Origin of the sequence: Pseudarthrobacter sp. B907, from assembly GCF_040137805.1 — a bacterium.
Lineage (GTDB): Bacteria > Actinomycetota > Actinomycetes > Actinomycetales > Micrococcaceae > Arthrobacter.
In genome coordinates this window covers 60,234-80,675 of record NZ_JBEEQE010000019.1, presented here as the reverse complement: position 1 = coordinate 80,675, position 20,442 = coordinate 60,234, and the positions used below count along the sequence as shown (strand labels likewise).

At 68.3% G+C, this 20,442-nt stretch carries 18 protein-coding genes; 16 read left to right on the top strand and 2 right to left on the bottom strand.

Annotation, left to right across the window (positions count from 1 at the left end):
• The first annotated feature begins 10 nt into the window (after window positions 1-10).
• The 16 genes from ABLI39_RS15200 (at window position 11) to ABLI39_RS15125 (ending at window position 18,741) form a co-directional block, all read left to right on the top strand.
• Window positions 11-1,096, top strand: coding sequence for a tRNA (adenine-N1)-methyltransferase (locus tag ABLI39_RS15200; RefSeq protein ID WP_349414290.1), 1,086 nt, complete (start codon window positions 11-13; stop codon window positions 1,094-1,096).
• 81 nt (window positions 1,097-1,177) lie between these two features.
• Window positions 1,178-2,992, top strand: coding sequence for a proteasome ATPase (gene arc / locus ABLI39_RS15195; protein WP_349414289.1), 1,815 nt, complete (start codon window positions 1,178-1,180; stop codon window positions 2,990-2,992).
• Between the two features lie 47 nt (window positions 2,993-3,039).
• Entirely contained in the window at window positions 3,040-4,650 is a 1,611-nt protein-coding gene (gene dop / locus ABLI39_RS15190; RefSeq protein ID WP_349414303.1) for a depupylase/deamidase Dop, read from the top strand.
• Window positions 4,651-4,778: 128 nt separating this feature from the next.
• Window positions 4,779-4,979 (top strand): ubiquitin-like protein Pup, encoded by a 201-nt coding sequence (locus ABLI39_RS15185; RefSeq protein ID WP_349414288.1) that lies wholly within the window; start codon window positions 4,779-4,781, stop codon window positions 4,977-4,979.
• 102 nt (window positions 4,980-5,081) lie between these two features.
• Entirely contained in the window at window positions 5,082-5,909 is an 828-nt protein-coding gene (gene prcB / locus ABLI39_RS15180) for a proteasome subunit beta (RefSeq protein ID WP_349414287.1), read from the top strand.
• Between the two features lies 1 nt (window position 5,910).
• Window positions 5,911-6,618 (top strand): proteasome subunit alpha, encoded by a 708-nt coding sequence (gene prcA / locus ABLI39_RS15175; protein ID WP_349414286.1) that lies wholly within the window; start codon window positions 5,911-5,913, stop codon window positions 6,616-6,618.
• Window position 6,619: 1 nt separating this feature from the next.
• Complete coding sequence (gene pafA, locus ABLI39_RS15170) at window positions 6,620-7,984, top strand: Pup--protein ligase (RefSeq protein ID WP_349414285.1); 1,365 nt, start codon at window positions 6,620-6,622, stop codon at window positions 7,982-7,984.
• 112 nt (window positions 7,985-8,096) lie between these two features.
• Entirely contained in the window at window positions 8,097-9,032 is a 936-nt protein-coding gene (locus ABLI39_RS15165; RefSeq protein WP_349414284.1) for an FKBP-type peptidyl-prolyl cis-trans isomerase, read from the top strand.
• 38 nt (window positions 9,033-9,070) lie between these two features.
• A complete protein-coding gene (locus ABLI39_RS15160) occupies window positions 9,071-9,466 on the top strand; it encodes an FKBP-type peptidyl-prolyl cis-trans isomerase (RefSeq protein ID WP_349414283.1) in 396 nt (131 codons plus the stop codon).
• A gap of 118 nt (window positions 9,467-9,584) precedes the next feature.
• Window positions 9,585-11,636 (top strand): helix-turn-helix transcriptional regulator, encoded by a 2,052-nt coding sequence (locus tag ABLI39_RS15155; protein WP_349414281.1) that lies wholly within the window; start codon window positions 9,585-9,587, stop codon window positions 11,634-11,636.
• Between the two features lie 5 nt (window positions 11,637-11,641).
• Window positions 11,642-12,040, top strand: coding sequence for a hypothetical protein (locus ABLI39_RS15150; protein ID WP_349414280.1), 399 nt, complete (start codon window positions 11,642-11,644; stop codon window positions 12,038-12,040).
• Window positions 12,041-12,075: 35 nt separating this feature from the next.
• The gene (gene tatA / locus ABLI39_RS15145) at window positions 12,076-12,345 is read left to right on the top strand and encodes a Sec-independent protein translocase subunit TatA (RefSeq protein ID WP_349414279.1); all 270 of its coding nucleotides are present in this window, start codon (window positions 12,076-12,078) and stop codon (window positions 12,343-12,345) included.
• Window positions 12,346-12,393: 48 nt separating this feature from the next.
• A complete protein-coding gene (tatC, locus tag ABLI39_RS15140) occupies window positions 12,394-13,188 on the top strand; it encodes a twin-arginine translocase subunit TatC (protein ID WP_349414302.1) in 795 nt (264 codons plus the stop codon).
• A gap of 24 nt (window positions 13,189-13,212) precedes the next feature.
• The gene (locus ABLI39_RS15135; protein WP_349414278.1) at window positions 13,213-16,116 is read left to right on the top strand and encodes a DEAD/DEAH box helicase; all 2,904 of its coding nucleotides are present in this window, start codon (window positions 13,213-13,215) and stop codon (window positions 16,114-16,116) included.
• A gap of 88 nt (window positions 16,117-16,204) precedes the next feature.
• Window positions 16,205-17,890, top strand: coding sequence for an amidohydrolase (locus ABLI39_RS15130; protein ID WP_349414277.1), 1,686 nt, complete (start codon window positions 16,205-16,207; stop codon window positions 17,888-17,890).
• A gap of 113 nt (window positions 17,891-18,003) precedes the next feature.
• On the top strand, window positions 18,004-18,741 hold the full coding sequence (locus tag ABLI39_RS15125; RefSeq protein ID WP_349414276.1) for a polyprenol monophosphomannose synthase: 738 nt from the start codon (window positions 18,004-18,006) through the stop codon (window positions 18,739-18,741).
• 73 nt (window positions 18,742-18,814) lie between these two features.
• Here ABLI39_RS15125 and ABLI39_RS15120 read toward each other — a convergent pair whose 3' ends face one another.
• Entirely contained in the window at window positions 18,815-19,162 is a 348-nt protein-coding gene (locus ABLI39_RS15120; protein WP_026266329.1) for an RNA polymerase-binding protein RbpA, read from the bottom strand.
• A 272-nt stretch (window positions 19,163-19,434) separates the two neighbouring features.
• Window positions 19,435-20,334: an SPFH domain-containing protein gene (locus ABLI39_RS15115; RefSeq protein WP_146337544.1), complete on the bottom strand. Its 900-nt coding sequence runs from the start codon at window positions 20,332-20,334 to the stop codon at window positions 19,435-19,437.
• Between the last annotated feature and the right edge of the window lie 108 nt (window positions 20,335-20,442).

Below are 20,442 nucleotides of genomic sequence, written 5' to 3'. Positions count from 1 at the left end.
GAAACATCCCATGAGCAGCGACACTGCCGCCAATGCCACCCCCAGCGGGGAGCGCACCGCCGTCGAGAGCCCGCTGGCGCCGGCCACGGAAACAGCTACTGCCCCTGTGGGGGCCAACCGGCGCCGCGGGCCGTTCCGCGAGGGGGAGCGGGTGCAGCTCACCGACGAACGCGGCCGCATGAACACCATCAGCCTCGAGGCCGGCGGCGCGTTCCACACGCACCGCGGCTTCCTCAACCACGACGAGATCATCGGCAAGCCGGACGGATCCGTCGTCGTGAACAACGTCGGCCAGCAGTACCAGACGCTGCGCCCGCTGCTCTCCGACTTTGTCCTCTCGATGCCGCGCGGCGCGGCCGTGGTGTACCCCAAGGACGCCGGCCAGATCGTCACCATGGCGGACATCTTCCCGGGCGCCCGCGTGGTCGAGGCCGGCGTCGGCTCCGGCGCACTGTCCATCTCGCTGCTGCGCGCGGTGGGGGACAACGGCTACCTGCACTCCTTCGAACGGCGTGAAGAGTTCGCCGACATCGCCCGCGGCAACGTCGAGACGATTTTTGGCGGCCCCCACCCGGCCTGGCAGATCAGCCTCGGCGACTTCCAGGAGGAAGTCGTCCGGACCGAGGCGCCCGGCTCCGTGGACCGCGTGGTCCTGGACATGCTCGCCCCCTGGGAATGCCTCGACGCCGTCGCCACCGTCCTCGCTCCGGGTGGCGTCTGGATCAACTATGTCGCGACTGTTACGCAGCTGTCCCGGACCGCCGAGGCCATCCGCGCGGACGGCCGTTTCACCGAGCCGGACGCCTGGGAGTCCATGGTCCGCGGCTGGCACCTTGAGGGCCTTGCCGTGCGCCCGGACCACCGGATGGTGGCCCACACCGGGTTCCTGCTGGTTACCCGCCGGCTGGCCGACGGCGTCACCGGCATCTCCGTGAAGCGCCGGCCGTCCAAGACCGAGTTCGACGCCGAGGACGTCAACGCCTGGACCCCCGGCGCCGTCGGTGAACGGGCCGTCTCGGACAAGAAGCTGCGCCGCGCGGCCCGCGACGCAATCGCCGGCACCAACGTCAAGGACACCCCCGGGGCTACGAACTAGTCCGCATTTCGGAAGTCTTCAGCAGCACCCGCCGTCTTGGGGCTATGGTCTTAACAGAAGTACTGAAGGGGCTGATGCACGATGGAGACTCCGAACAACGAGACCGGCCGCACGCCGGCACAGGACGAGGCCCTGGCGGCTGCGGCCGCCGGCGGGTCTGAAACGGCGGGGGTAGCCGACGTCGACCGTTACGCTGCCGCTGAACTGTCCGTCGCCGAGCGCCAGGTCAACATCCTGCGCGACAAACTCCGCCACATCGACCGTCAGCTCGCGGCCGCCACGCAAAACAACTCCAAGCTCGTTGGCATGCTGGAGACGGCCAAAGCGGAGATCCTGCGGCTGAAAAACGCCCTGGACCAGGAGGGGCAGCCGCCGTACAGTTTCGGCACCATCCTGCAACTGAACCCGAAGCGGCACCCCGCCCCGGGCAGCAGCGGGCAGGCCGCCACCGAAGAATCCGTGGACATCTTCAACGCCGGCCGGAAAATGCGGGTCGGCATCAGCCCACTGGTGAACATCAACCAGCTCGCCGTCGGCCAGGAAGTGCTGCTCAACGAGGCCCTGCTGGTGGTCGCCGGGCTCGGCTACGAGCGGGCCGGCGACCTCGTCACACTCAAGGAGCTGCTTGGCTCCGACCGCGCCCTGGTGGTGGGCCGCGCCGACGAGGAGCGCGTCATCCGGCTCTCCGGCGCCCTGCTGGCGCAAAAGCTGCGCGTGGGCGACGCCCTTTCGATCGACACCCGCACCGGCTACGCACTGGAGAAGATTCCGCGCTCCGAGGTGGAAAACCTGGTGCTCGAGGAAGTCCCGGACATCACCTACCAGGACATCGGCGGCCTCGGCCCGCAGATCGAACAGATCCGCGACGCCGTCGAACTGCCGTTCCTGCACCCCGACCTGTACCGCGAGCACGGCCTCAAGGCACCCAAGGGGATCCTGCTGTACGGCCCTCCGGGTTGCGGCAAAACCCTGATCGCCAAGGCGGTGGCCAACTCGCTGGCCGCCCGGGCCGCCGAGCGCGCCGGCAAGACGGACATGAAGAGCTACTTCCTGAACATCAAGGGACCCGAACTGCTGGACAAGTACGTCGGCGAGACCGAACGGCACATCCGGCTGATCTTTGCCCGCGCCCGGGAGAAGGCGTCCGAGGGCAGCCCGGTGGTGGTGTTCTTCGATGAGATGGACTCGCTGTTCCGCACCCGCGGCACCGGCATCTCCTCGGACGTGGAGACGACCATCGTGCCGCAGCTCCTCAGCGAGATCGACGGCGTGGAGCGGCTGGACAACGTGATCGTGATCGGCGCGTCCAACCGGGAAGACATGATCGATCCGGCCATCCTGCGCCCGGGCCGGCTGGACGTCAAGGTCAAGATCCAGCGCCCCGACGCCGAGGCCGCGGCAGACATCTTCAACAAATACATCACCACGGACCTGCCCTTCCACGAGCAGGACCTGGCCGAGCACAACGGCGACATCCAGGCCACGGTGGACGCCATGATCCAGCGCACCGTGGAGGCCATGTACTCCACCGAGAAGTCCAACGAGTACCTCGAGGTGACCTACGCCAACGGTGACACCGAAATGCTCTACTTCAAGGACTTTAACTCCGGCGCCGTAGTACAGAACGTGGTGGACCGGGCCAAGAAGTCCGCCATCAAGGACCTGCTCACCAGCGGCCAGAAGGGTTTGCGCATCGACCACCTGCTCCGCGCCGTCATCGACGAGTTCCGTGAGCACGAGGACATGCCCAACACCACGAACCCGGATGACTGGGCACGGATTTCCGGCAAAAAGGGCGAACGCATCACGTACATCCGCACCATCGTCCAAGGCAAGGCCGGCCAGGAACCCGGGAAGTCCATCGAGACGATGCCCAGCACGGGCCAGTACCTGTGACGGCGGGTCCCTCAGCGGGTTCCGGAGGCCTTCCCGCCGGCGGCGCCATGCGCGTGATGGGCTCGGAAACCGAGTACGGCATCCACGCGCCGTCCGCGCCGGGCGCCAACGCCACCATGATGTCCGCCCGCGTCATCCAGGCCTACGCCCAGGTGACGCGGCAGCGCGCGGCCGGCGGCGCCGAGACGCGGTGGGACTACACCGACGAGGAGCCTCTGCACGATGCCCGGGGCTGGACCCTTGAGCGGAGCGCGGCCGAGCCCGAACAGCTCACCGACCAGCCGCCGGCCCTGGACGCGGAGGCGATCGCCCTGGCGTACGGCCGCGCCGAGCTCGACCACGACTGCGAGGACGAGTCCGGCTCGCTGCTGATGAACATGGTGCTGGGCAACGGCGCGCGGCTCTACGTGGACCACGCCCACCCGGAATACTCCAGCCCGGAAGTCACCAGTCCGCGTGACGCGGTGGTCTGGGATGCCGCCGGGGACCTGGTGGCCCTTGCCGCCGTCCGCCGGCTGGCCGCAGACCCGGACCTGCCGCCGATCAACCTGTACAAGAACAACACGGACAACAAGTCCGTCTCCTACGGCTCGCACGAGAACTACCTGATGCCGCGCTCGGTCCCCTTCGGGGAGATCGTGCGCGGACTGACGCCGTTTTTCGTCACCCGCCAGATCATCTGCGGCGCCGGCCGGGTGGGGCTGGGCCAGGACAGCTCCCGGCCCGGCTACCAAATCAGCCAGCGGGCCGACTTCTTCGAAACCGAGGTGGGGCTCGAGACGACCATCCGCCGCCCCATCATCAACACCCGGGACGAGCCGCACGCCACCGCGGACAAGTACCGCCGGCTGCATGTCATCATCGGCGACGCGAACCTCAGCCAGGGCTCTAATTTCCTTAAGTTCGGCAGCACCGCCATGGTCCTGAGCCTGATCGAGGCGGGCCTGGCGCCGCACATCGAGGTTCACGAGCCGGTGGCGGCCCTGCAGGCGGTCAGCCACGACACCTCGCTGACGACGACGCTGCGGCTGCTCGACGGGCGCCGCGTCACCGCGCTGGATCTGCAGTGGATGTACTTCGAGGCGGCCGCGAAACTGGCGCAGGACACCGGTGTGGCGGACGCCGTCGACGGCGACGGGCATACCCATGAGGTGCTTGAGCGCTGGTCCTCGACGCTCACCGCGCTGGACAGCGACCGGGCGGCCGCCGCGTCGACGGTGGAATGGCTGGCCAAGCTGTCCCTGCTGGAGGGCTACCGCCAGCGCGACGGGCTGGAATGGTCGGACGCCCGGCTGGGCCTGGTGGACCTGCAGTGGGCGGACATCCGCCCCGAGAAGGGCCTCTACTACAGGCTGCTGGCCCGCGAGCGGATGCAGCGGATCGTCGAGGACGGGGCGATCACACGGGCCGTGACGGAGCCGCCGTCGGACACCCGGGCCTTCTTCCGCGGGCGCTGCGTCAGCCATTTCGGCAAGGATCTGGTGGGTGCGAGCTGGGACTCGGTGATCTTTGACCTGCCCGGCCGTGGCAAGCTCCAGCGGGTCCCCACCCGCGAACCGCTGCGCGGCACGGAGGCCCTGACCGGCGGCCTGTTTGCCCGGCACCGCGAGGCCGGGCCGTTCCTGGCCGAGCTCCTGGGACTGACCCCCGGTTCGTAACCGCAAAGGCCCCCGCGCGGGGCCCGGGCGTGGCAATATTGCTTACAGGACGTCCCGTGCACGCGGGTACATCCGGGGGACAACGCAGTGCGACGACAGCGCACGGCGAAGACCGATAGGAGAAAACGATGGCAGGCCAGGAGCAGCAGCAGCCGCAGTCCCGCGATACCGAGGTCGAGGAGGAGATCGCGGCACCGCCGGCGGCGCCCGAGGCCCAGGCCTCCGCCGCGACCCAGGGCGTGGATGACCTCCTGGACGAAATCGACGGCGTCCTGGAGTCCAACGCCGAGGAGTTTGTCCGGGCCTTCGTCCAGAAGGGTGGCCAGTAGGGCCACCGGCCGGGCGGGGCACTACTGGAGGGAACCGGAACTGAGGAGACACAGGGCTGAGGGCCGGAAGTCGTTGATCCACTACGTTGAGGGAGTGCACCAGTGCAGGAAACATCAGCCAATCAGGTAGCAGCCGGCGCGACGTCCTCATTCACCGAGCACCTGCAGCGTTCACGGCCCGAACTGTTGCCGTATAACGCCCTGCAGCACGGCATCCCGGCCGGAACCGCCGCCGCCCCGCTGCAGACCCCGCACGCCACCACGATCGTCGCCATGACCTACGCCGGGGGAGTGCTGATGGCGGGGGACCGCCGGGCAACCATGGGCAACGTGATCGCCAGCCGGCACATCGAGAAGGTGTTTCCCGCGGACCAGTACTCCGTGCTCGGCATCGCCGGAACCGCCGGCATCGCCCTGGACATCACCCGGCTGTTCCAGGTTGAGCTGGAGCACTACGAAAAAATTGAAGGCACGCAACTGAGCCTGGACGGGAAAGCTAACCGGCTCGGCGCGATGATCCGCGGCAACCTGCCGATGGCGATGCAGGGCCTCGCCGTCGTCCCGCTGTTCGCCGGCTTTGACCGGCCTGCCGGCGTCGGCCGCCTGTTCTCCTATGACGTCACCGGCGGCCGCTACGAGGAGCAGGAACACCACACCGTCGGCTCGGGCTCCATGTTCGCCCGCGGGGCGTTGAAGAAACTCTGGCGGCCCGGCCTCCCGGAAGCGGATGCCGTCCAGGTGGCCGTTGAAGCGCTCTACGACGCGGCCGACGACGACTCCGCCACCGGCGGCCCGGACCCTGTCCGGCAGCTCTGGCCCGTGGTCTACACCGTCAGCCGCTCCGGCGCCGTCCGCATCCCCGAGCGCCAGCTCGCGGCGGTGGCCGGGACCATCATCGAATCACGGGCCGTTGCCCAGCGGGAGGCCTGAGATGACCCAGCAGTTCTATGTCTCGCCCGAACAGCTGATGAAGGACCGGGCGGACTTCGCCCGGAAAGGCATCGCCCGGGGACGGTCAGTGGTGGTCATCAGCTGCCGGGACGGGATTGCCCTCGTGGCGGAGAACCCCTCACCGTCGCTGCATAAAATCGGCGAGATCTACGACAAGATCGCCTTCGCCGCCGTCGGCAAGTACAACGAGTTCGAGAGCCTGCGCCAGGCCGGGGTCCGGTACGCGGACGTCCGCGGCTACTCGTACGACCGCGAGGACGTTACGGCCCGCGGACTCGCCAGCGTCTACGCCCAAAGCCTCGGCGCGGTGTTCACGGCCGAACAGAAGCCCTTTGAGGTGGAACTGGCCGTGGCCGAGGTCGGGGCAAGCCCGGAAGCCGACCACCTCTACCGGCTGACCTTCGACGGCTCCATCGCGGACGAGCAGGGGTTCATCGTGATGGGCGGCCAGGCCGACAAGGTCTCCGAGGCCGTCGCCGCCGGCTGGCGCGGAGAGCTGGACTTCGCCGGGGCGATCCGCCTGGCCCTGGCCGGACTGGTCGCGGACAAGGAGGCCGACGCGCTGCCGGCGTCGGCCGTGGAGGTCGCCGTGCTGGACCGCGGCTCGGAAAGCAGCCGGGGCACCCGGCGCGCGTTCCGCCGCCTCGACGACGCCGACGTGGTGGCACTGCTGGCTGAGGAGAACTGAAATGGACAAGCGCATTTTCGGGATCGAAACCGAATTCGGAATCTCCTACTCGAGCCCCGAGTCCCGCCCGCTGGCGCCGGAAGAAGTGGCCCGCTACCTCTTCCGCAAGGTGGTCAGCTGGGGGCGGTCCTCCAACGTGTTCCTGACCAACGGGTCCCGGCTGTACTTGGACGTGGGCTCGCACCCCGAATACGCCACCGCCGAATGCGACGACCTGGCCCAGCTGATCGCCCATGACCGGGCCGGCGAGCTGATCCTGGACGACCTCGTGAACGAGGCGCAGGAACGCCTCGCGGCCGAAGGATTCAACGGCACTGTGTACCTGTTCAAGAACAACACCGACTCGGCCGGCAACTCCTACGGCAGCCACGAAAACTACCTGATCCCGCGCCGCGGCGAATTCTCCCGGCTCGCCGAAATCCTGATCCCCTTCCTCGTGACCCGCCAACTGATCGCCGGCGCGGGCAAGATCCTGAAGACCCCGCATGGGGCCACCTTCGCGTTCTCCCAGCGTGCGGACCACATCTGGGAGGGCGTCTCCTCGGCCACGACCCGCTCGCGGCCCATCATCAACACCCGCGACGAGCCGCACGCCGACGCCGAGTTCTACCGGCGGCTGCACGTGATCGTCGGGGACTCGAACATGTCCGAGACCACGGCCCTGCTCAAGGTCGGCACCGTGGACCTGATCCTCCGGATGATCGAGGCCGGTGTCATCATGCGGGACATGCGGATGGAGAACCCCATCCGCAGCATCCGGGAGATCTCCCACGACCTGAGCGGGCGCGCGGTGGTGCGCCTCGCCAACGGCCGGCAGCTGACCGCCCTGGAAATCCAGCGCGAATACCTGGCCAAGGTGACCGAGTTCGTGGCGGACCGGGGGGCCCACAACGCCCACGTCCCGCTGATCCTGGACCTGTGGGAGCGCACCCTGGACGCGATCGAGAGCGAGAACACGAGCGCCATCGACACCGAGGTGGACTGGGCGATCAAGAAGAAGCTCATGGACAACTACCGGGAACGGCACGGCCTGGAGCTGGACGCGCCCCGGATCGCGCAGCTTGACCTCACCTACCACGACATTTCACGCAGCCGCGGGCTCTTCTATTTGCTCCAGTCCCGCGGCGCGGCCCGGCGCGTGGTGGACGACACCGCGGTCAAGGACGCCGTCGACGCCCCGCCGCAGACCACCCGGGCGAAACTGCGCGGCGACTTCGTCCGCCGGGCCCAGGAACTGGGCCGCGACTACACCGTGGACTGGGTCCATTTGAAGCTCAACGACCGCGCCCACCAGACCATTCTCTGCAAGGATCCCTTCCGCAGTGTGGACGACCGGGTGGACGCCCTGCTGGACTCTATGGGCTGATACCCAGCTTTCCGCGTTATTCTGGGGAAGGTGCCGTTTCACGGCTACCGCATGCTTTGCCGCTGGCAGCCGGCCGGCGAAGCGTCCATCCTGCCCCGACGAAAGTTCTTACGTGCGCCGACTATTAGCAATTCTCATCCCCGGACTGCTGCTGCTCACCGCCTGTGGCGGCGGCGAACCAGCCGCCCCCGAGCCCACCAGCCAGTCCGCCGGTGAGACCGCAAAGCTCGACTCCCTGAAACTGACGGACAACGGCGAGAAGAAGGCCCCCGGCGTCGAGTTCACCAAGCCGCTCGAGGTCAAGGACCCCACCATCAAGGTGGTCAAGGAAGGCGACGGCGACCGCGTCAAGGCCAACCAGGTCGCGGACATCTCGATTGTCGCCTTCAACGGCAAGGACGGCTCAACCCTCGAGGACACCTTCGCCAAGGATCCCGAGAAGCTCGAGCTGAACGACGATCTCAAGTCCGGCAGCGCCTTCATCTACAACGCCTTCGTCGGCGCCAAGGTCGGCTCCCACCTGGCCCTGGCAGTGCCCGGCAAGGCCGCCAGCGCCGAAGGCGGCGCAGCCCAGCCCTCGCAGTTGCTGGTGGTCAAGATCCTCGCGGTCAAGGACGCACCCAAGGTCCTGGACAAGCCCGAGGGCGACGCCGTGACCCCGCCGGCCGGCCTGCCCACCGTCAAGGAAAACGACAAGGGCGTTCCGGTCATCTCCGTCGACGGCGTGCCCGCACCCACCGCGCTCATCTCCCAGGACCTGATCAAGGGCAAGGGCCAGGCGGTCAAGGAAACCGACACCATCACCGTCAACTACGTCGGTGTGGCGCTGGCCGGGGGCAAGGTCTTCGACTCCAGCTTCGACAGCGGCAAGAAGGCCACGTTCCCGCTCAACGGCGTGATCAAGGGCTGGACCCAGGGCCTCGCCGGCAAGACCGTCGGCTCCCGTGTCCTGCTGGTCATCCCGAAGGACCTCGCTTACGGCGAACAGGGCCAGGGCGACGCCAAGGGCGACCTCGTGTTCGTCGTCGACATCCTAAGCGTCAAGTAAACCCGCACCACCCATTCAGCCACCCAGAAGGAGCAACCATGTCATTTGGACAGCGCAACCTCGACCGCCAGAAGCCGGAAATTGATTTCCCCGAGGGCGAAGTACCCACCGAGCTCGTTATCACCGACCTGATCGAGGGCGACGGCCCCGAGGCCAAGGCCGGCGACACCGTTTCCACCCACTACGTTGGCGTCGCCTGGTCCACCGGCGAAGAGTTCGACGCGTCGTGGGGCCGGGGCGCGCCCCTGGACTTCCGCGTCGGCGTCGGCCAGGTCATCCAGGGCTGGGACCAGGGCCTGCTGGGCATGAAGGTCGGCGGCCGCCGCCGGCTGGAGATCCCCTCCGAACTGGCCTACGGCTCCCGTGGCGCCGGGGGAGCGATCGGCCCCAACGAGGCCCTGATCTTCGTCGTCGACCTCGTGGCCGTCCGCTAAGGGCCCACCCCGCCCGGCCCAGCGCCCGCCTGCGAAAGCGCGGTAACAATCGGAAAGTTCTTCCGGCTGTTGCCGCGCTTTCGCCGTTTAAGCGCGGGGACTTTAGTAACCTTGCGGAGTGTCCGCCTCACGTACCGAACGACTCCTGAACCTTCTCATCGCGCTGCTCAACACCAGGTACGGCCTGCGCCGCAGCGAACTGCGCGAGAAGGTCTACCACGACAGCACCAGCACCGAGGCCGCCTTCGGGCGGATGTTCGAGCGGGATAAGGGCGAACTGCGCCACTTCGGCTTTGAAGTGGAGACGGTGACCGATACGGGCTGGGGATCGGACGATCCCGCGACCACCCGGTACCGGATCGGCAAGGAATCCAACCGCCTCCCGGATGTCAGCCTCACCCCTGCGGAATGCACGGTCCTGATTCTGGCCGCGCAGCTCTGGGAACAGGCCGCCCTCGGCTCGGCAGCCCGGAATGCCGTGCGCAAGCTCCAGGCCTCCGGGGGCCTGTTGGACGCCGAACTTCCCCCCGGGGTCCAGCCCCGCATCCGGCCGGCCGGCCAGGCCTTCGAGGACCTCGTCACGGCCATCCACGCCCAGCACCCCGTGAGCTTCCGCTACCTGGCCGGCAGCACCGGGCAGGAGGAAACCCGCACCGTCGAGCCCTGGGGCCTGGGCAGCCGCTTCGGCCAGTGGTACCTCGTGGGCCACGACCGCGCGCGCGGCGACAAGCGGTTCTTCCGGCTCTCGCGCTTCACCTCCGCCGTCACCGTGCTGGAGGAGACTTTCACCCCGCCGCCGTCGTTCAACGTCCGCGAACAGCTGGCCGCCCTGCCGGAACTGCCCGTCCGGCACGCCGTCGTCGACGTCGCCGCCGGTGCGCTGCTGGGGCTGCGCAAGCACTCCGTGCCTTTCGACGGCGGCACCGGACCGGGCAGCGCAGAAACCGACGCGGAAAACTCCGCCGAGGCCTCCGCACTCCCGCCGCGTTCCGGCTTCGACCGGCTCAGCGTGCCGTACCGGGACGCGGAAACCCTCGCCGCGGAACTCGCCTCCTACGGCCCGAAGGCCGTCGTCGTCGCCCCGCACGGGCTGCACGCGGCCGTGCGGAGGAGGCTGGAAGCCGCCGCCGCCTTCGCCGCGGCCCCCGAGCCGCCCGTCGACTTCCCGCGCTCGGAACACCCCAAACGGACCCGGAAGCGCACCTCTGAGGACCAGCTCAAGCGGATGCTGCAGCTGGTCCCGTTCCTGGTCCACAACCAGGGCCTGCATATCAGCGAGGTCGCCGACCGTTTTGGCGTCACCCGCAAGGAACTGGAAGATGACCTGCGGATCCTGATCTGCTCGGGCCTGCCGGAGGGCTACCCGGACGATCTGCTGGATATCCGGTGGGACGACGACCACGTCTACATCTTCGAGGACCTGGACCTCAAGCGGCCGGTCCGGTTCAGCGTCGACGAGGCCTGCGCGCTGCTGACCGGTCTGGAGGCGCTCAACGGCCTGCCGGGTCTCGACGTAGGCGGCGCCCTCGAATCCGTCACGCTCAAGCTCATGGCCGCCGCGGGCGAGGAGGGCCTCAAGGCCGCGGCCGTCTCCGGCCCCGAGGTGGCCCCGGCGGATTCCGCCACCCTGGCAACGGCGCGCGAGGCGATCCGGACCGGCGCGCAGCTGCGGCTCAAGTACCTCGCCCCGCAGCGAGACACCGTCTCCGAGCGCGACGTCGACCCGCACCGGCTCTACTCGATGGACAGCACCTGGTACCTCGAGGCGTACTGCCACACCGCGGAGGGCCTGCGGAACTTCCGGCTGGACCGGATCCAGGAACTGGCGCCCACCGGCCGTCCGGCGTCCTCGGCCGCCAACCCGGCCGGCGGCTTCCCGGTGAAGCTGTTCACCCCCAACGACGACGACGCCGTGGTGGTACTGGAGCTGACCCGACAGGGTGCCGGGCTCGCTGACGACTACTACGCCGAGCGGACCGCGGCGCTTCCGGACGGGAACATGCTGGCGGAAATCCGCTTCGGCAGCGCGGACTGGCTGCCCATGCTCGCTGCCCAGCACGGCGGGGCCGTCCGGATACTGCAGCCCCCCGCCCTGGCCGCAGCGGCCCGGGAATGGCTGGGCGCCGCCCTCGCCGGGTACGAGGAGCACGCGGCACGCCAGCTAGACTGATCAGCATGCCTTGGTGGACCTGGATCGTGATCTGGATAGCGCTCATTTCGCTGTCACTGCTCTTCTACGGCGTGCTAGGCGTCCGGCTGTTCCGGCAGTTCATGGCCACGGTCAAGGAGCTCGGGGAGGCGGGGGACCGCTTCTCCAACTTCGCCTCCGCTCCGCTTACCTCCGGTTCAGCTGTTGTTCATGTGGACGCCGTAGGCTCTAACGGCGACGGGGAAGGCACCGGATCCGGCCTGCGGGCCGCGCCCGGTTCGGCCGTTTTTGCCCCGCCCGCATCGATGCGACATGATTACCATGCATCGAAAGTTGCCCGGCAGGAAGCCCGGCGCTTGCGCCGGATCCGGCGCAAGGCGGAGCGTGGCCAGCCCCAAGCGCTGCGCGACATCAATCTCCGTTAGACATACGATGGATTCAAACGAAAGGACCACCCGGCATGAGGCTTGAAGGCTGGCATCTCATTATCATCATCGTCCTGGCACTGGTGCTTTTCGCTGCACCGAAGCTGCCCGGAATGGCCCGCAGCCTGGGGCAGTCGATGCGGATTTTCAAATCCGAGGTCCGTGAAATGAAGAAGGACGGCAACCCCGAGGCGGCGGCCGATTCCGACGCCGTCGAAGGCAAAGTCGTGAACCACCCCCGGTCCAACGGCACCGAAAGCCGCCCCGGCGAGGGAACCGACGTTCCGCCGTCGAACCGCGCCTAGAACCACATGGCAGTAACCATGAGCCGCCGATCGAACCCCGAGGGCCGGATGGCCCTGCTGGACCACCTCAAGGAGCTGCGCAACCGGCTGTTTAAGGCGGCCATCGCCGTCGTCCTCGGGACCGTCGTCGGGTTCCTCGTCTACCAGCCCATGCTGGCGGCGCTGATCAAACCGATCCGCGACCTGAACGAGCACGAGGGCCGGCAGGCGTCGCTGAACTTCGACGGCGTGGCGAGCTCCTTTGACCTGATGATCCAGGTGTCCGTATTCCTGGGCCTGATCGTCGCGAGCCCGGTGTGGCTCTACCAGCTCTGGGCCTTCATCGTCCCGGGGCTGCACAAGAAGGAACGGCGGCTGGCGCTCTCCTTCGTGGCGGCCGCCGTACCGTTGTTCGTCGGTGGTGTCCTGCTGGCCTGGCTGGTGCTGCCGAACGCCGTGCGCGTGCTGACCGATTTCACCCCCTCGGGCGGCTCCAACTTCATCAGCGCCCAGGTGTACCTGTCCTTTGTGCTGCGGCTGTTGCTGGCGTTCGGCATCGCATTCCTGCTGCCGGTGGTGCTCTTCGGGCTGAACCTGGCCGGGCTCGTCAAGGGCCAGCAGTTGGTCAAGAGCTGGCGGATCACTGTGTTCCTGGTCTGCCTCTTCTCCGCCATGGCCGCCCCCGGCGCGGACGCGATGAGCATGTTCTACCTCGCCGTGCCCATGCTGGTGCTGTTCTTCGCAGCGATCGGGCTGTGCCTGCTCAACGACCGCCGGCGCGAGAAGCGTGCCGCCAAGGTGGCCGCCGAGACCGAAGCCACCGCCGACCAGGCGACGCCGAGCTCCGAGCTGGAGAATCTCTAGCCCTTGGCGCACTAGGCTGGAAGCATGTCCTCACTACCCGGGCCGGAGTCGCCGTCCGAGCGCTACCGCGCCAGCGCCGAGCGGGCCGCAGAAGCCAAGACCTACCTGGGCGGCTTTACCCGCTCGCTCGCGTTCGACCTCGATCCGTTCCAGCGCGAGGCGTGCCTGTCGCTTCAGGCAGGCCGTGGGGTGCTGGTCGCGGCCCCGACCGGGGCCGGCAAGACCATCGTCGGCGAGTTCGCCATCTACTTGGCGCTCCAGCGCGGCCTGAAGGCTTTCTACACGACGCCGATCAAGGCTTTGAGCAACCAGAAATACACCGAGCTCGCGGAGAAGTACGGCGCCGACCAGGTGGGCCTGCTTACCGGTGACACCAGCATCAACGGCGAAGCTCCCGTGGTGGTGATGACCACCGAGGTGCTCCGCAACATGCTCTACGCGGACTCGGAGACTCTGGACGACCTGGGCTTTGTGGTGATGGACGAGGTGCACTACCTCGCCGACCGCTTCCGCGGCGCCGTCTGGGAAGAGGTCATCATCCACCTCCCCAGCGAGGTGCAGGTCGCGTCGCTGAGCGCCACGGTCTCCAACGCCGAGGAATTCGGTGCCTGGCTGGACACGGTCCGCGGCCAGACCGACGTGATCGTCTCCGAGCACCGTCCTGTCCCGCTCTGGCAGCACGTGATGGTGGGGCGCAAGATCGTGGACCTGTTTGCCGGCGACACCAGCTTCGACGAGATCGCCCCGGCGGGAGAGGCCGCCGTCGCCGCCGTGTCCGCCACCGCGGAGACCGCCAGCAGCGTGATCACCGAACAGGCTGGCTTCGAGGTCAACCCGGAACTGCTGTCCATGGCGCGGGCCGAAAGCCAGATGAACTTCCGCGGACGCTTCGGCCACGGCGGCCGCAACCAGCGCCAACGGAACCAGCGCAGCCAGCGGGCCGAGGCCCCGCAGGGCACCCGCAGCCCGGTCCGGAAGGCAAGCCGCCCGCAGGTGATCGCCAGCCTGGACCGGATGGACCTGCTGCCAGCCATCACCTTCATTTTCTCGCGCGCGGGCTGCGACGCCGCGGTGGCGCAGTGCGTCTCCGCCGGGCTGTGGCTCACCACCGAGCAGGAACAGGCCGTCATCGCGCGGCGCGTCGACGAGGCCGCGCAGGACATCCCGTCCGACGACCTAGACGTGCTGGGCTTCTGGAGCTGGCGGGACGGGCTGCTCCGCGGCCTCGCCGCGCACCATGCCGGCATGCTGCCGACGTTCAAAGAAGTGGTGGAGAAGCTTTTTGTAGACGGCCTGGTCAAGGCCGTGTTCGCCACTGAAACCCTCGCGCTGGGCGTCAACATGCCGGCCCGCTGTGTGGTGCTGGAGAAGCTCGACAAGTTCAACGGTGAGGCGCACGTCAACATCACCGCGGGGGAGTACACCCAGCTCACCGGCAGGGCGGGCCGGCGCGGGATCGACGTGGAGGGCCACGCCGTCGTGCTCTGGCAGCCGGGGACCGATCCGGCAGCCGTGGCCGGCCTCGCGTCCCGGCGGACGTACCCGTTGAACTCCAGCTTCCGGCCCACCTACAACATGTCGATCAACCTCGTGGCGCAGTTCGGCCGGCCGCGCGCCAGGGAAATCCTCGAGTCCTCCTTCGCACAGTTCCAGGCCGACCGCTCCGTCGTCGGGCTGGCCAAGCAGGTCCGCAGCCGGGAGGAATCCCTCGCCGGCTTCAGCAAGTCGATGGAATGCCACCTTGGCGACTTCACCGAGTACGCCCGGCTGCGCCGGGCGCTCTCCGACGCCGAGAACAGCGCGGCGAAGGGCACCTCGCGGGCCCGGAAGTCGCTCACCGAGGACTCCCTGAGCCGGCTGCTGCCCGGGGACGTCGTGGACGTACCCTCGGGCCGGGCGCCCGGCCTCGCCGTGGTGCTGAGTTCGGACCACCACTCCCGTGAGCCGCGCCCGGCCGTGATGACCCTGGACAACCAACTGCGCCGGATCGGCCTGCACGACGTCGAAGGCCCGCTCGCGCCGATCACCCGGGTCAGGATCCCCAAGTCCTTCAACGCCAAGGTGCCCAAATCCCGGCGCGACCTCGCCTCCTCGGTCCGCAACGCCATCCGGGAGAGCCGCCCGCCGGCACCGCCGAACCGGAACGAGGACTTCGGCCGTGCCGCCGCGCTGCCGAACATGGAGAAGAAGATCGCCGAGCTGCGCCGCGAACTGCGGGCCCACCCCTGCCACGGCTGCAGCGACCGCGAGGACCACGCCCGTTGGTCCGAGCGCTGGTGGAAGCTGCGCCAGGAGACCGACGGCCTGATCCGCCAGATCCAGGGCCGAACCAACACGATCGCCAAGACCTTCGACCGGGTCTGCGGCGTGCTCTCCAGCTACGGCTATCTCGAAACCTCGGACGCGGGGACCCTCTCTATCAGCCAGGACGGCCAGCGGCTCCGCCGGATCTACGGCGAAAAGGACCTGCTCATTTCGCAGTCGCTGCGGATGGGCGCCTTCAGTGACCTCGATGCCGCCGAAATCGCGGCGCTGGCCAGTGTCCTGGTCTACCAGGCCAAGCGCGAGGACCGCGGCCTGCGGCCCAAGATGCCGAGCGTCTCGCTGGAGTCCGCCGTCGACACCGTGGTGCGCGAATGGTCGGCCCTCGAGGATGTCGAGGAAGCCAACAAACTGCCCCTCACCGGGGAGCCCGAACTGGGGCTGGTCTGGCCCATCTTCAAATGGGCCAAGGGCCGCCACCTCCAGGAGGTGCTCAGCGGCACGGACCTGGCCGCCGGCGACTTTGTCCGGTGGGTCAAACAGGTCATCGACCTGCTGGACCAGCTGGCCAAAATCCCCGGACTCGAACCGCGTGTGGCACGGCTTTGCGCCGAAGCGATCACGCTGGTCAAGCGCGGCGTCGTCGCCTACTCGGCCGTCGCATGAGCCTTCCCTAGCGGCCCCCTGCCCGCCCGCCCTTTCTTCACCCTGGCCGGCCCCGCCGCCGGCGACCTGCAACAAGGAGATCCGCACCATGACCGCTTCACCGTCCGAGGCATCCGAGGCACCGCAGCAACCGCGCAAGGTGACGCTGTACCGCAACGGCTCCGTTTACACCGCGGCGGACCCCTTCGCGACGGCCATGCTGGTCGACGGCGACACGGTGGCCTGGGTCGGTTCCGAACAGGCGGCCACGTCCATCGCCGACTCCTCGATGGAGGTCATTGACCTGCAGGGCGGGCTGCTGGCCCCTGGCTTCGTGGACTCGCACGTGCACCTGACGGAAACCGGGATCGCGCTGGATTCGCTGCAGCTCGGCGGAGTCCGTTCCGCGGCCGAACTGCTCGACGCCGTCGCCCACTCCGCGGGTTCGGGAGGGGCGGGGCCGGTGCTGGGGCACGGCTGGGACGAGGCGCTCTGGGCTGACCCCGCCTTGCCGACCCGGGAGGAGCTGGACCGGGCTGCCGGCGGCCGGGCCGTCTACCTCTCCCGGGTGGACGTGCACTCGGCCTTGGTCTCCGCGTCGCTGGCCGCGGCGTCAGGGCTTGAGGGCCTCGACGGCGCCTCCGACGGGGCCTCCGACGGGCAGGTCAAACGGGCCGCCCACACGGCCGCCCGGCTCGCCGCCCGGAAACTCCCGGCCGACGCCCGGCGCAGTTACCAGCAGGCTGCCCTGGCCGAGGCGGCCGCCAACGGCTACGTGGCGCTGGCCGAGATGGCGGCCCCGCACATCGCAAGCATCGAAGACCTGCAACTCGCGGCCGGCTGGAACACCCGCGGCCGGACCGGCGAGGCCGTGCCGGAGATCCTGCCGTACTGGGGCCAGCTAGCTTCTTCGGCGGAGCATGCGCGGGCCATCCTCGAAAGCCTGGGCGTCCCCGTACTTGGCCTGGCCGGGGACCTGAACATGGACGGCTCCATCGGTTCACGCACCGCCGCCCTGCGCAGCGACTACAGCGACGCGTCGGGGGAGCGGGGCAGCCAGTACCTCTCCGTCGACGAGGCGGCCGCCCACATTGCGGCGTGCTCGGTGCTCGGCATCCAGGCCGGTTTCCACGTGATCGGCGACGCCGGGCTCGACGCCGCGCTTCAGGCCCTGGACCGCGCCGCCGCCGACGTGGGCGAACAGCGCGTCCGCGCTGCCGGCCACCGGCTGGAACACGTCGAAATCGCCGACGCGGACGCCATCGCCCGGCTGGCCCAGTACTCGGTGACGGTCAGCGCCCAGCCTGTCTTCGACGCACTCTGGGGCGGGGAGGGGAGGCTCTACGCCCAGCGGCTCGGCGCCCGGCACACGGCCATGAACCCCTTCGGTTCCTTCTACTCCGCCGGTGTGCCGGTCTGCTTCGGCAGCGACAGCCCGGTTACGCCGCTGCGGCCCTGGTCCAGCGTCCGCGCCTGCCTGGAGCACCACAACGCGGACGAGCGGATCTCCGCACGGGCCGCTTTCCTGGGGCACACCAGGGCGGGCTGGCGGGCCGCGCGGTACCGGAACCCGATGGCGGGCCAGCTTGTGCCGGGCGCCCCGGCGAGCTTCGCGGTCTGGCAAGTCGAAGAGCTTATGGTCCAGGTCGCCGACGGCAGGGTCCAGTCCTGGAGCACGGACCCGCGGGCCCGGACGCCCCTGCTGCCGGCCCTCGACACCGGCAGCGATCCAGTCTGCCTGCAGACCGTGCGCGACGGCGTCGAACTCTTCTCCGCCGGCTCGCTCGGAAGCTAACGTCCGCGCCCGGCGGCGGCCGGACGACTGACTATAATGGGGAGCTGTGCCTGCAGTCGGCTAAAGCCGACTGTCCCGGCCTTCGACCGCTCCCTCCAAGGAAAGGCCCCGCTGTGCGTGTCCTCACGATCATCCCGACCTACAACGAGCTGGAATCGTTGCCCAAGACCCTTGGGCGCCTTCGCACCGCTGTGCCAGCCTCCGACGTCCTGGTGGTCGATGACAACAGCCCCGACGGCACGGGCCAGCTCGCGGACCGCATCGCAGCAGAGGATAGCCAAGTCCACGTCCTGCACCGGGAGGGCAAGGCCGGTCTCGGCGCGGCGTACATCGCCGGCTTCAAGTGGGGCCTCGACGCCGGTTACGACATTCTCGTTGAGATGGATGCGGACGGCTCGCACAAGCCGGAGCAGCTGCCGCAGCTGATCGAGGCCGTGGAGCAGGGCGCCGACCTCGCGATGGGTTCGCGCTGGGTTCTGGGCGGCAGCGTGGTGAACTGGCCGCTGTACCGCCAGGCCATCTCCCGCGTCGGCAGCACCTACGCGCGGATCATGCTGGGCGTCAAGATCAAGGACGTCACCGGCGGCTTCCGCGCCTTCCGCCGCAGCACGCTCGAGAAGCTCAATCTGGATTCGGTCGATTCGGTGGGCTACGGCTTCCAGGTGGACCTCGCCTGGCGTGTCGCCAAGCTGGGCCTGAACATTGTGGAGCGGCCCATCACCTTCGTGGAGCGCGAACTCGGCGCGTCGAAGATGAGCGGCAACATCGTGGTCGAAGCCATGATCAACGTGACCAAGTGGGGACTCACCGCCCGCTGGAACACCCTCAGCCGGAAGCTCGGCCGCAAGTAGCGCCGGGGACGAAAAGGCCGGGCCGGCACCTCCATGAGGTGCCGGCCCGGCCTTGTGCTCAGTGGCTGGCCGACTAGGCCGAGCGGCGTTCACCGCGGCGTTCACGCAGGATGGTGAGCCGGTCTTCGAGGATCTGCTCCAGCTCCGGCAGGGAGCGGCGCTCCAGCAGCATGTCCCAGTGGGTGCGGACGGCCTTTTCGTTGCTGTTGACCGGGCGTTCGCCGTCGACCAGCAGGGCTTCCTTGCCGGTCTTGGAAACCCAGACCGGGGGGATCTCCGCCTCGGAGGAGAACGTCACAAACACCTGCTCGCCGTCCTCGCAGCGGTACTCAACGCGCTGGCGCGGAGCCGGTTCGACGCCGGATTCGGTCTCCATGCTCTGTGCGCCAAGGCGCATACCCCGCAGGCTGCGATCGCTCATCTTTTCTCCCTTATGATCGGTTCGCAGGGCCGGGCCCTGCGCTAGCCGGGAGCCACCAGGACCACGCCGGACTACTTGTTGCATGCGATTTGTTGGGCGTTCCCCACTGCAGAAATCGTCAGTAGATATAACGCGCCGCGAAGCTTAATTGTTCCGGCAGGCTGAACCGCCCGGACAAATACTCAACTATACGCGGGTGCGGCGCCGCAGGTAAAGCCGGTGAGACGGGAAAGGCACCCGCCGGAACGGGTGCCTCCCTAGTGACTCAGGCGTTAACTGCCGTCCGCGCGCGGGTCCGGGTTGGTGCCGCCCAGGACGTTGCCGATGCCTTTGAGCGCCTCGCCGACCTCGCTGGGGATGATCCACAGCTTGTTGGAGGTGCCTTCGGCGAGCTTCGGGAGCGTCTGCAGGTACTGGTAGGCCAGCAGCTTCTGGTCCGGGTTGCCCTTGTGGATGGCGTCGAAGACCTTCTGGATGGCCTGCGCCTCGCCGTCGGCCCGCAGAATGGCCGCCTGCGCGTCACCCTCGGCCTTCAGGATCGAGGACTGGCGCTGGCCTTCGGCGGTGAGGATGGCGGACTGCTTGGTTCCTTCAGCGGTCAGGATCGCGGCGCGGCGGTCACGCTCGGCGCGCATCTGCTTCTCCATCGAATCCTGGATGGAGTGGGGCGGGTCGATCGCCTTGAGCTCCACCCGGGAGACCCGGATGCCCCAGCGGCCGGTGGCTTCGTCCAGCACACCGCGCAGTTGGCCGTTGATCTGGTCGCGCGAGGTCAGCGCCTCTTCGAGGTTCAGGCCGCCGACGACGTTACGCAGCGTCGTCGTCGTGAGCTGTTCGACTGCCTGGATGTAGTTGGCAATCTCGTAAGTGGCGGCCCGCGCGTCGGTGACCTGGAAGTAGACCACGGTGTCAATCGAGACCACGAGGTTGTCCTCGGTGATCACCGGCTGCGGCGGGAAGGAGACCACCTGTTCGCGCAGGTCGAGCAGCGGCAGCAGCCGGTCAACGAAGGGGATCAGGATGGTCAGGCCCGGATTCAACGTCCGCTGGTACTTGCCAAGGCGTTCCACAACGCCGGCGCGGGCCTGCGGCACGATCCGCACCGAGCGCACCAGCACGATTATTACGAACGCAACGAGTACCAGCAGCACTATTGCGACTGCGATATCCATACATCACCTTTTCCCCAGATATGTGGTTTTGTCTGTGCGGCGGTCCGGCTGCCGCGGATCCTGCAGCCGGTGGCGGCGGCAGGAAGATTTTGTGGGCCCCATTCGAGG

Coding starts and splice junctions, on each gene's coding strand:
- arc (WP_349414289.1), top strand. CDS start 1,178: ATGGAGACTCCGAACAACGAGACCGGCCGCACGCCGGCACAGGACGAG.
- ABLI39_RS15160 (WP_349414283.1), top strand. CDS start 9,071: ATGTCATTTGGACAGCGCAACCTCGACCGCCAGAAGCCGGAAATTGAT.
- ABLI39_RS15185 (WP_349414288.1), top strand. CDS start 4,779: ATGGCAGGCCAGGAGCAGCAGCAGCCGCAGTCCCGCGATACCGAGGTC.
- tatC (WP_349414302.1), top strand. CDS start 12,394: ATGGCCCTGCTGGACCACCTCAAGGAGCTGCGCAACCGGCTGTTTAAG.
- ABLI39_RS15200 (WP_349414290.1), top strand. CDS start 11: ATGAGCAGCGACACTGCCGCCAATGCCACCCCCAGCGGGGAGCGCACC.
- ABLI39_RS15120 (WP_026266329.1), bottom strand. CDS start 19,162: ATGAGCGATCGCAGCCTGCGGGGTATGCGCCTTGGCGCACAGAGCATG.
- ABLI39_RS15130 (WP_349414277.1), top strand. CDS start 16,205: ATGACCGCTTCACCGTCCGAGGCATCCGAGGCACCGCAGCAACCGCGC.
- ABLI39_RS15150 (WP_349414280.1), top strand. CDS start 11,642: ATGCCTTGGTGGACCTGGATCGTGATCTGGATAGCGCTCATTTCGCTG.
- ABLI39_RS15135 (WP_349414278.1), top strand. CDS start 13,213: ATGTCCTCACTACCCGGGCCGGAGTCGCCGTCCGAGCGCTACCGCGCC.
- ABLI39_RS15115 (WP_146337544.1), bottom strand. CDS start 20,334: ATGGATATCGCAGTCGCAATAGTGCTGCTGGTACTCGTTGCGTTCGTA.
- prcA (WP_349414286.1), top strand. CDS start 5,911: ATGACCCAGCAGTTCTATGTCTCGCCCGAACAGCTGATGAAGGACCGG.
- dop (WP_349414303.1), top strand. CDS start 3,040: ATGCGCGTGATGGGCTCGGAAACCGAGTACGGCATCCACGCGCCGTCC.
- pafA (WP_349414285.1), top strand. CDS start 6,620: ATGGACAAGCGCATTTTCGGGATCGAAACCGAATTCGGAATCTCCTAC.
- tatA (WP_349414279.1), top strand. CDS start 12,076: ATGAGGCTTGAAGGCTGGCATCTCATTATCATCATCGTCCTGGCACTG.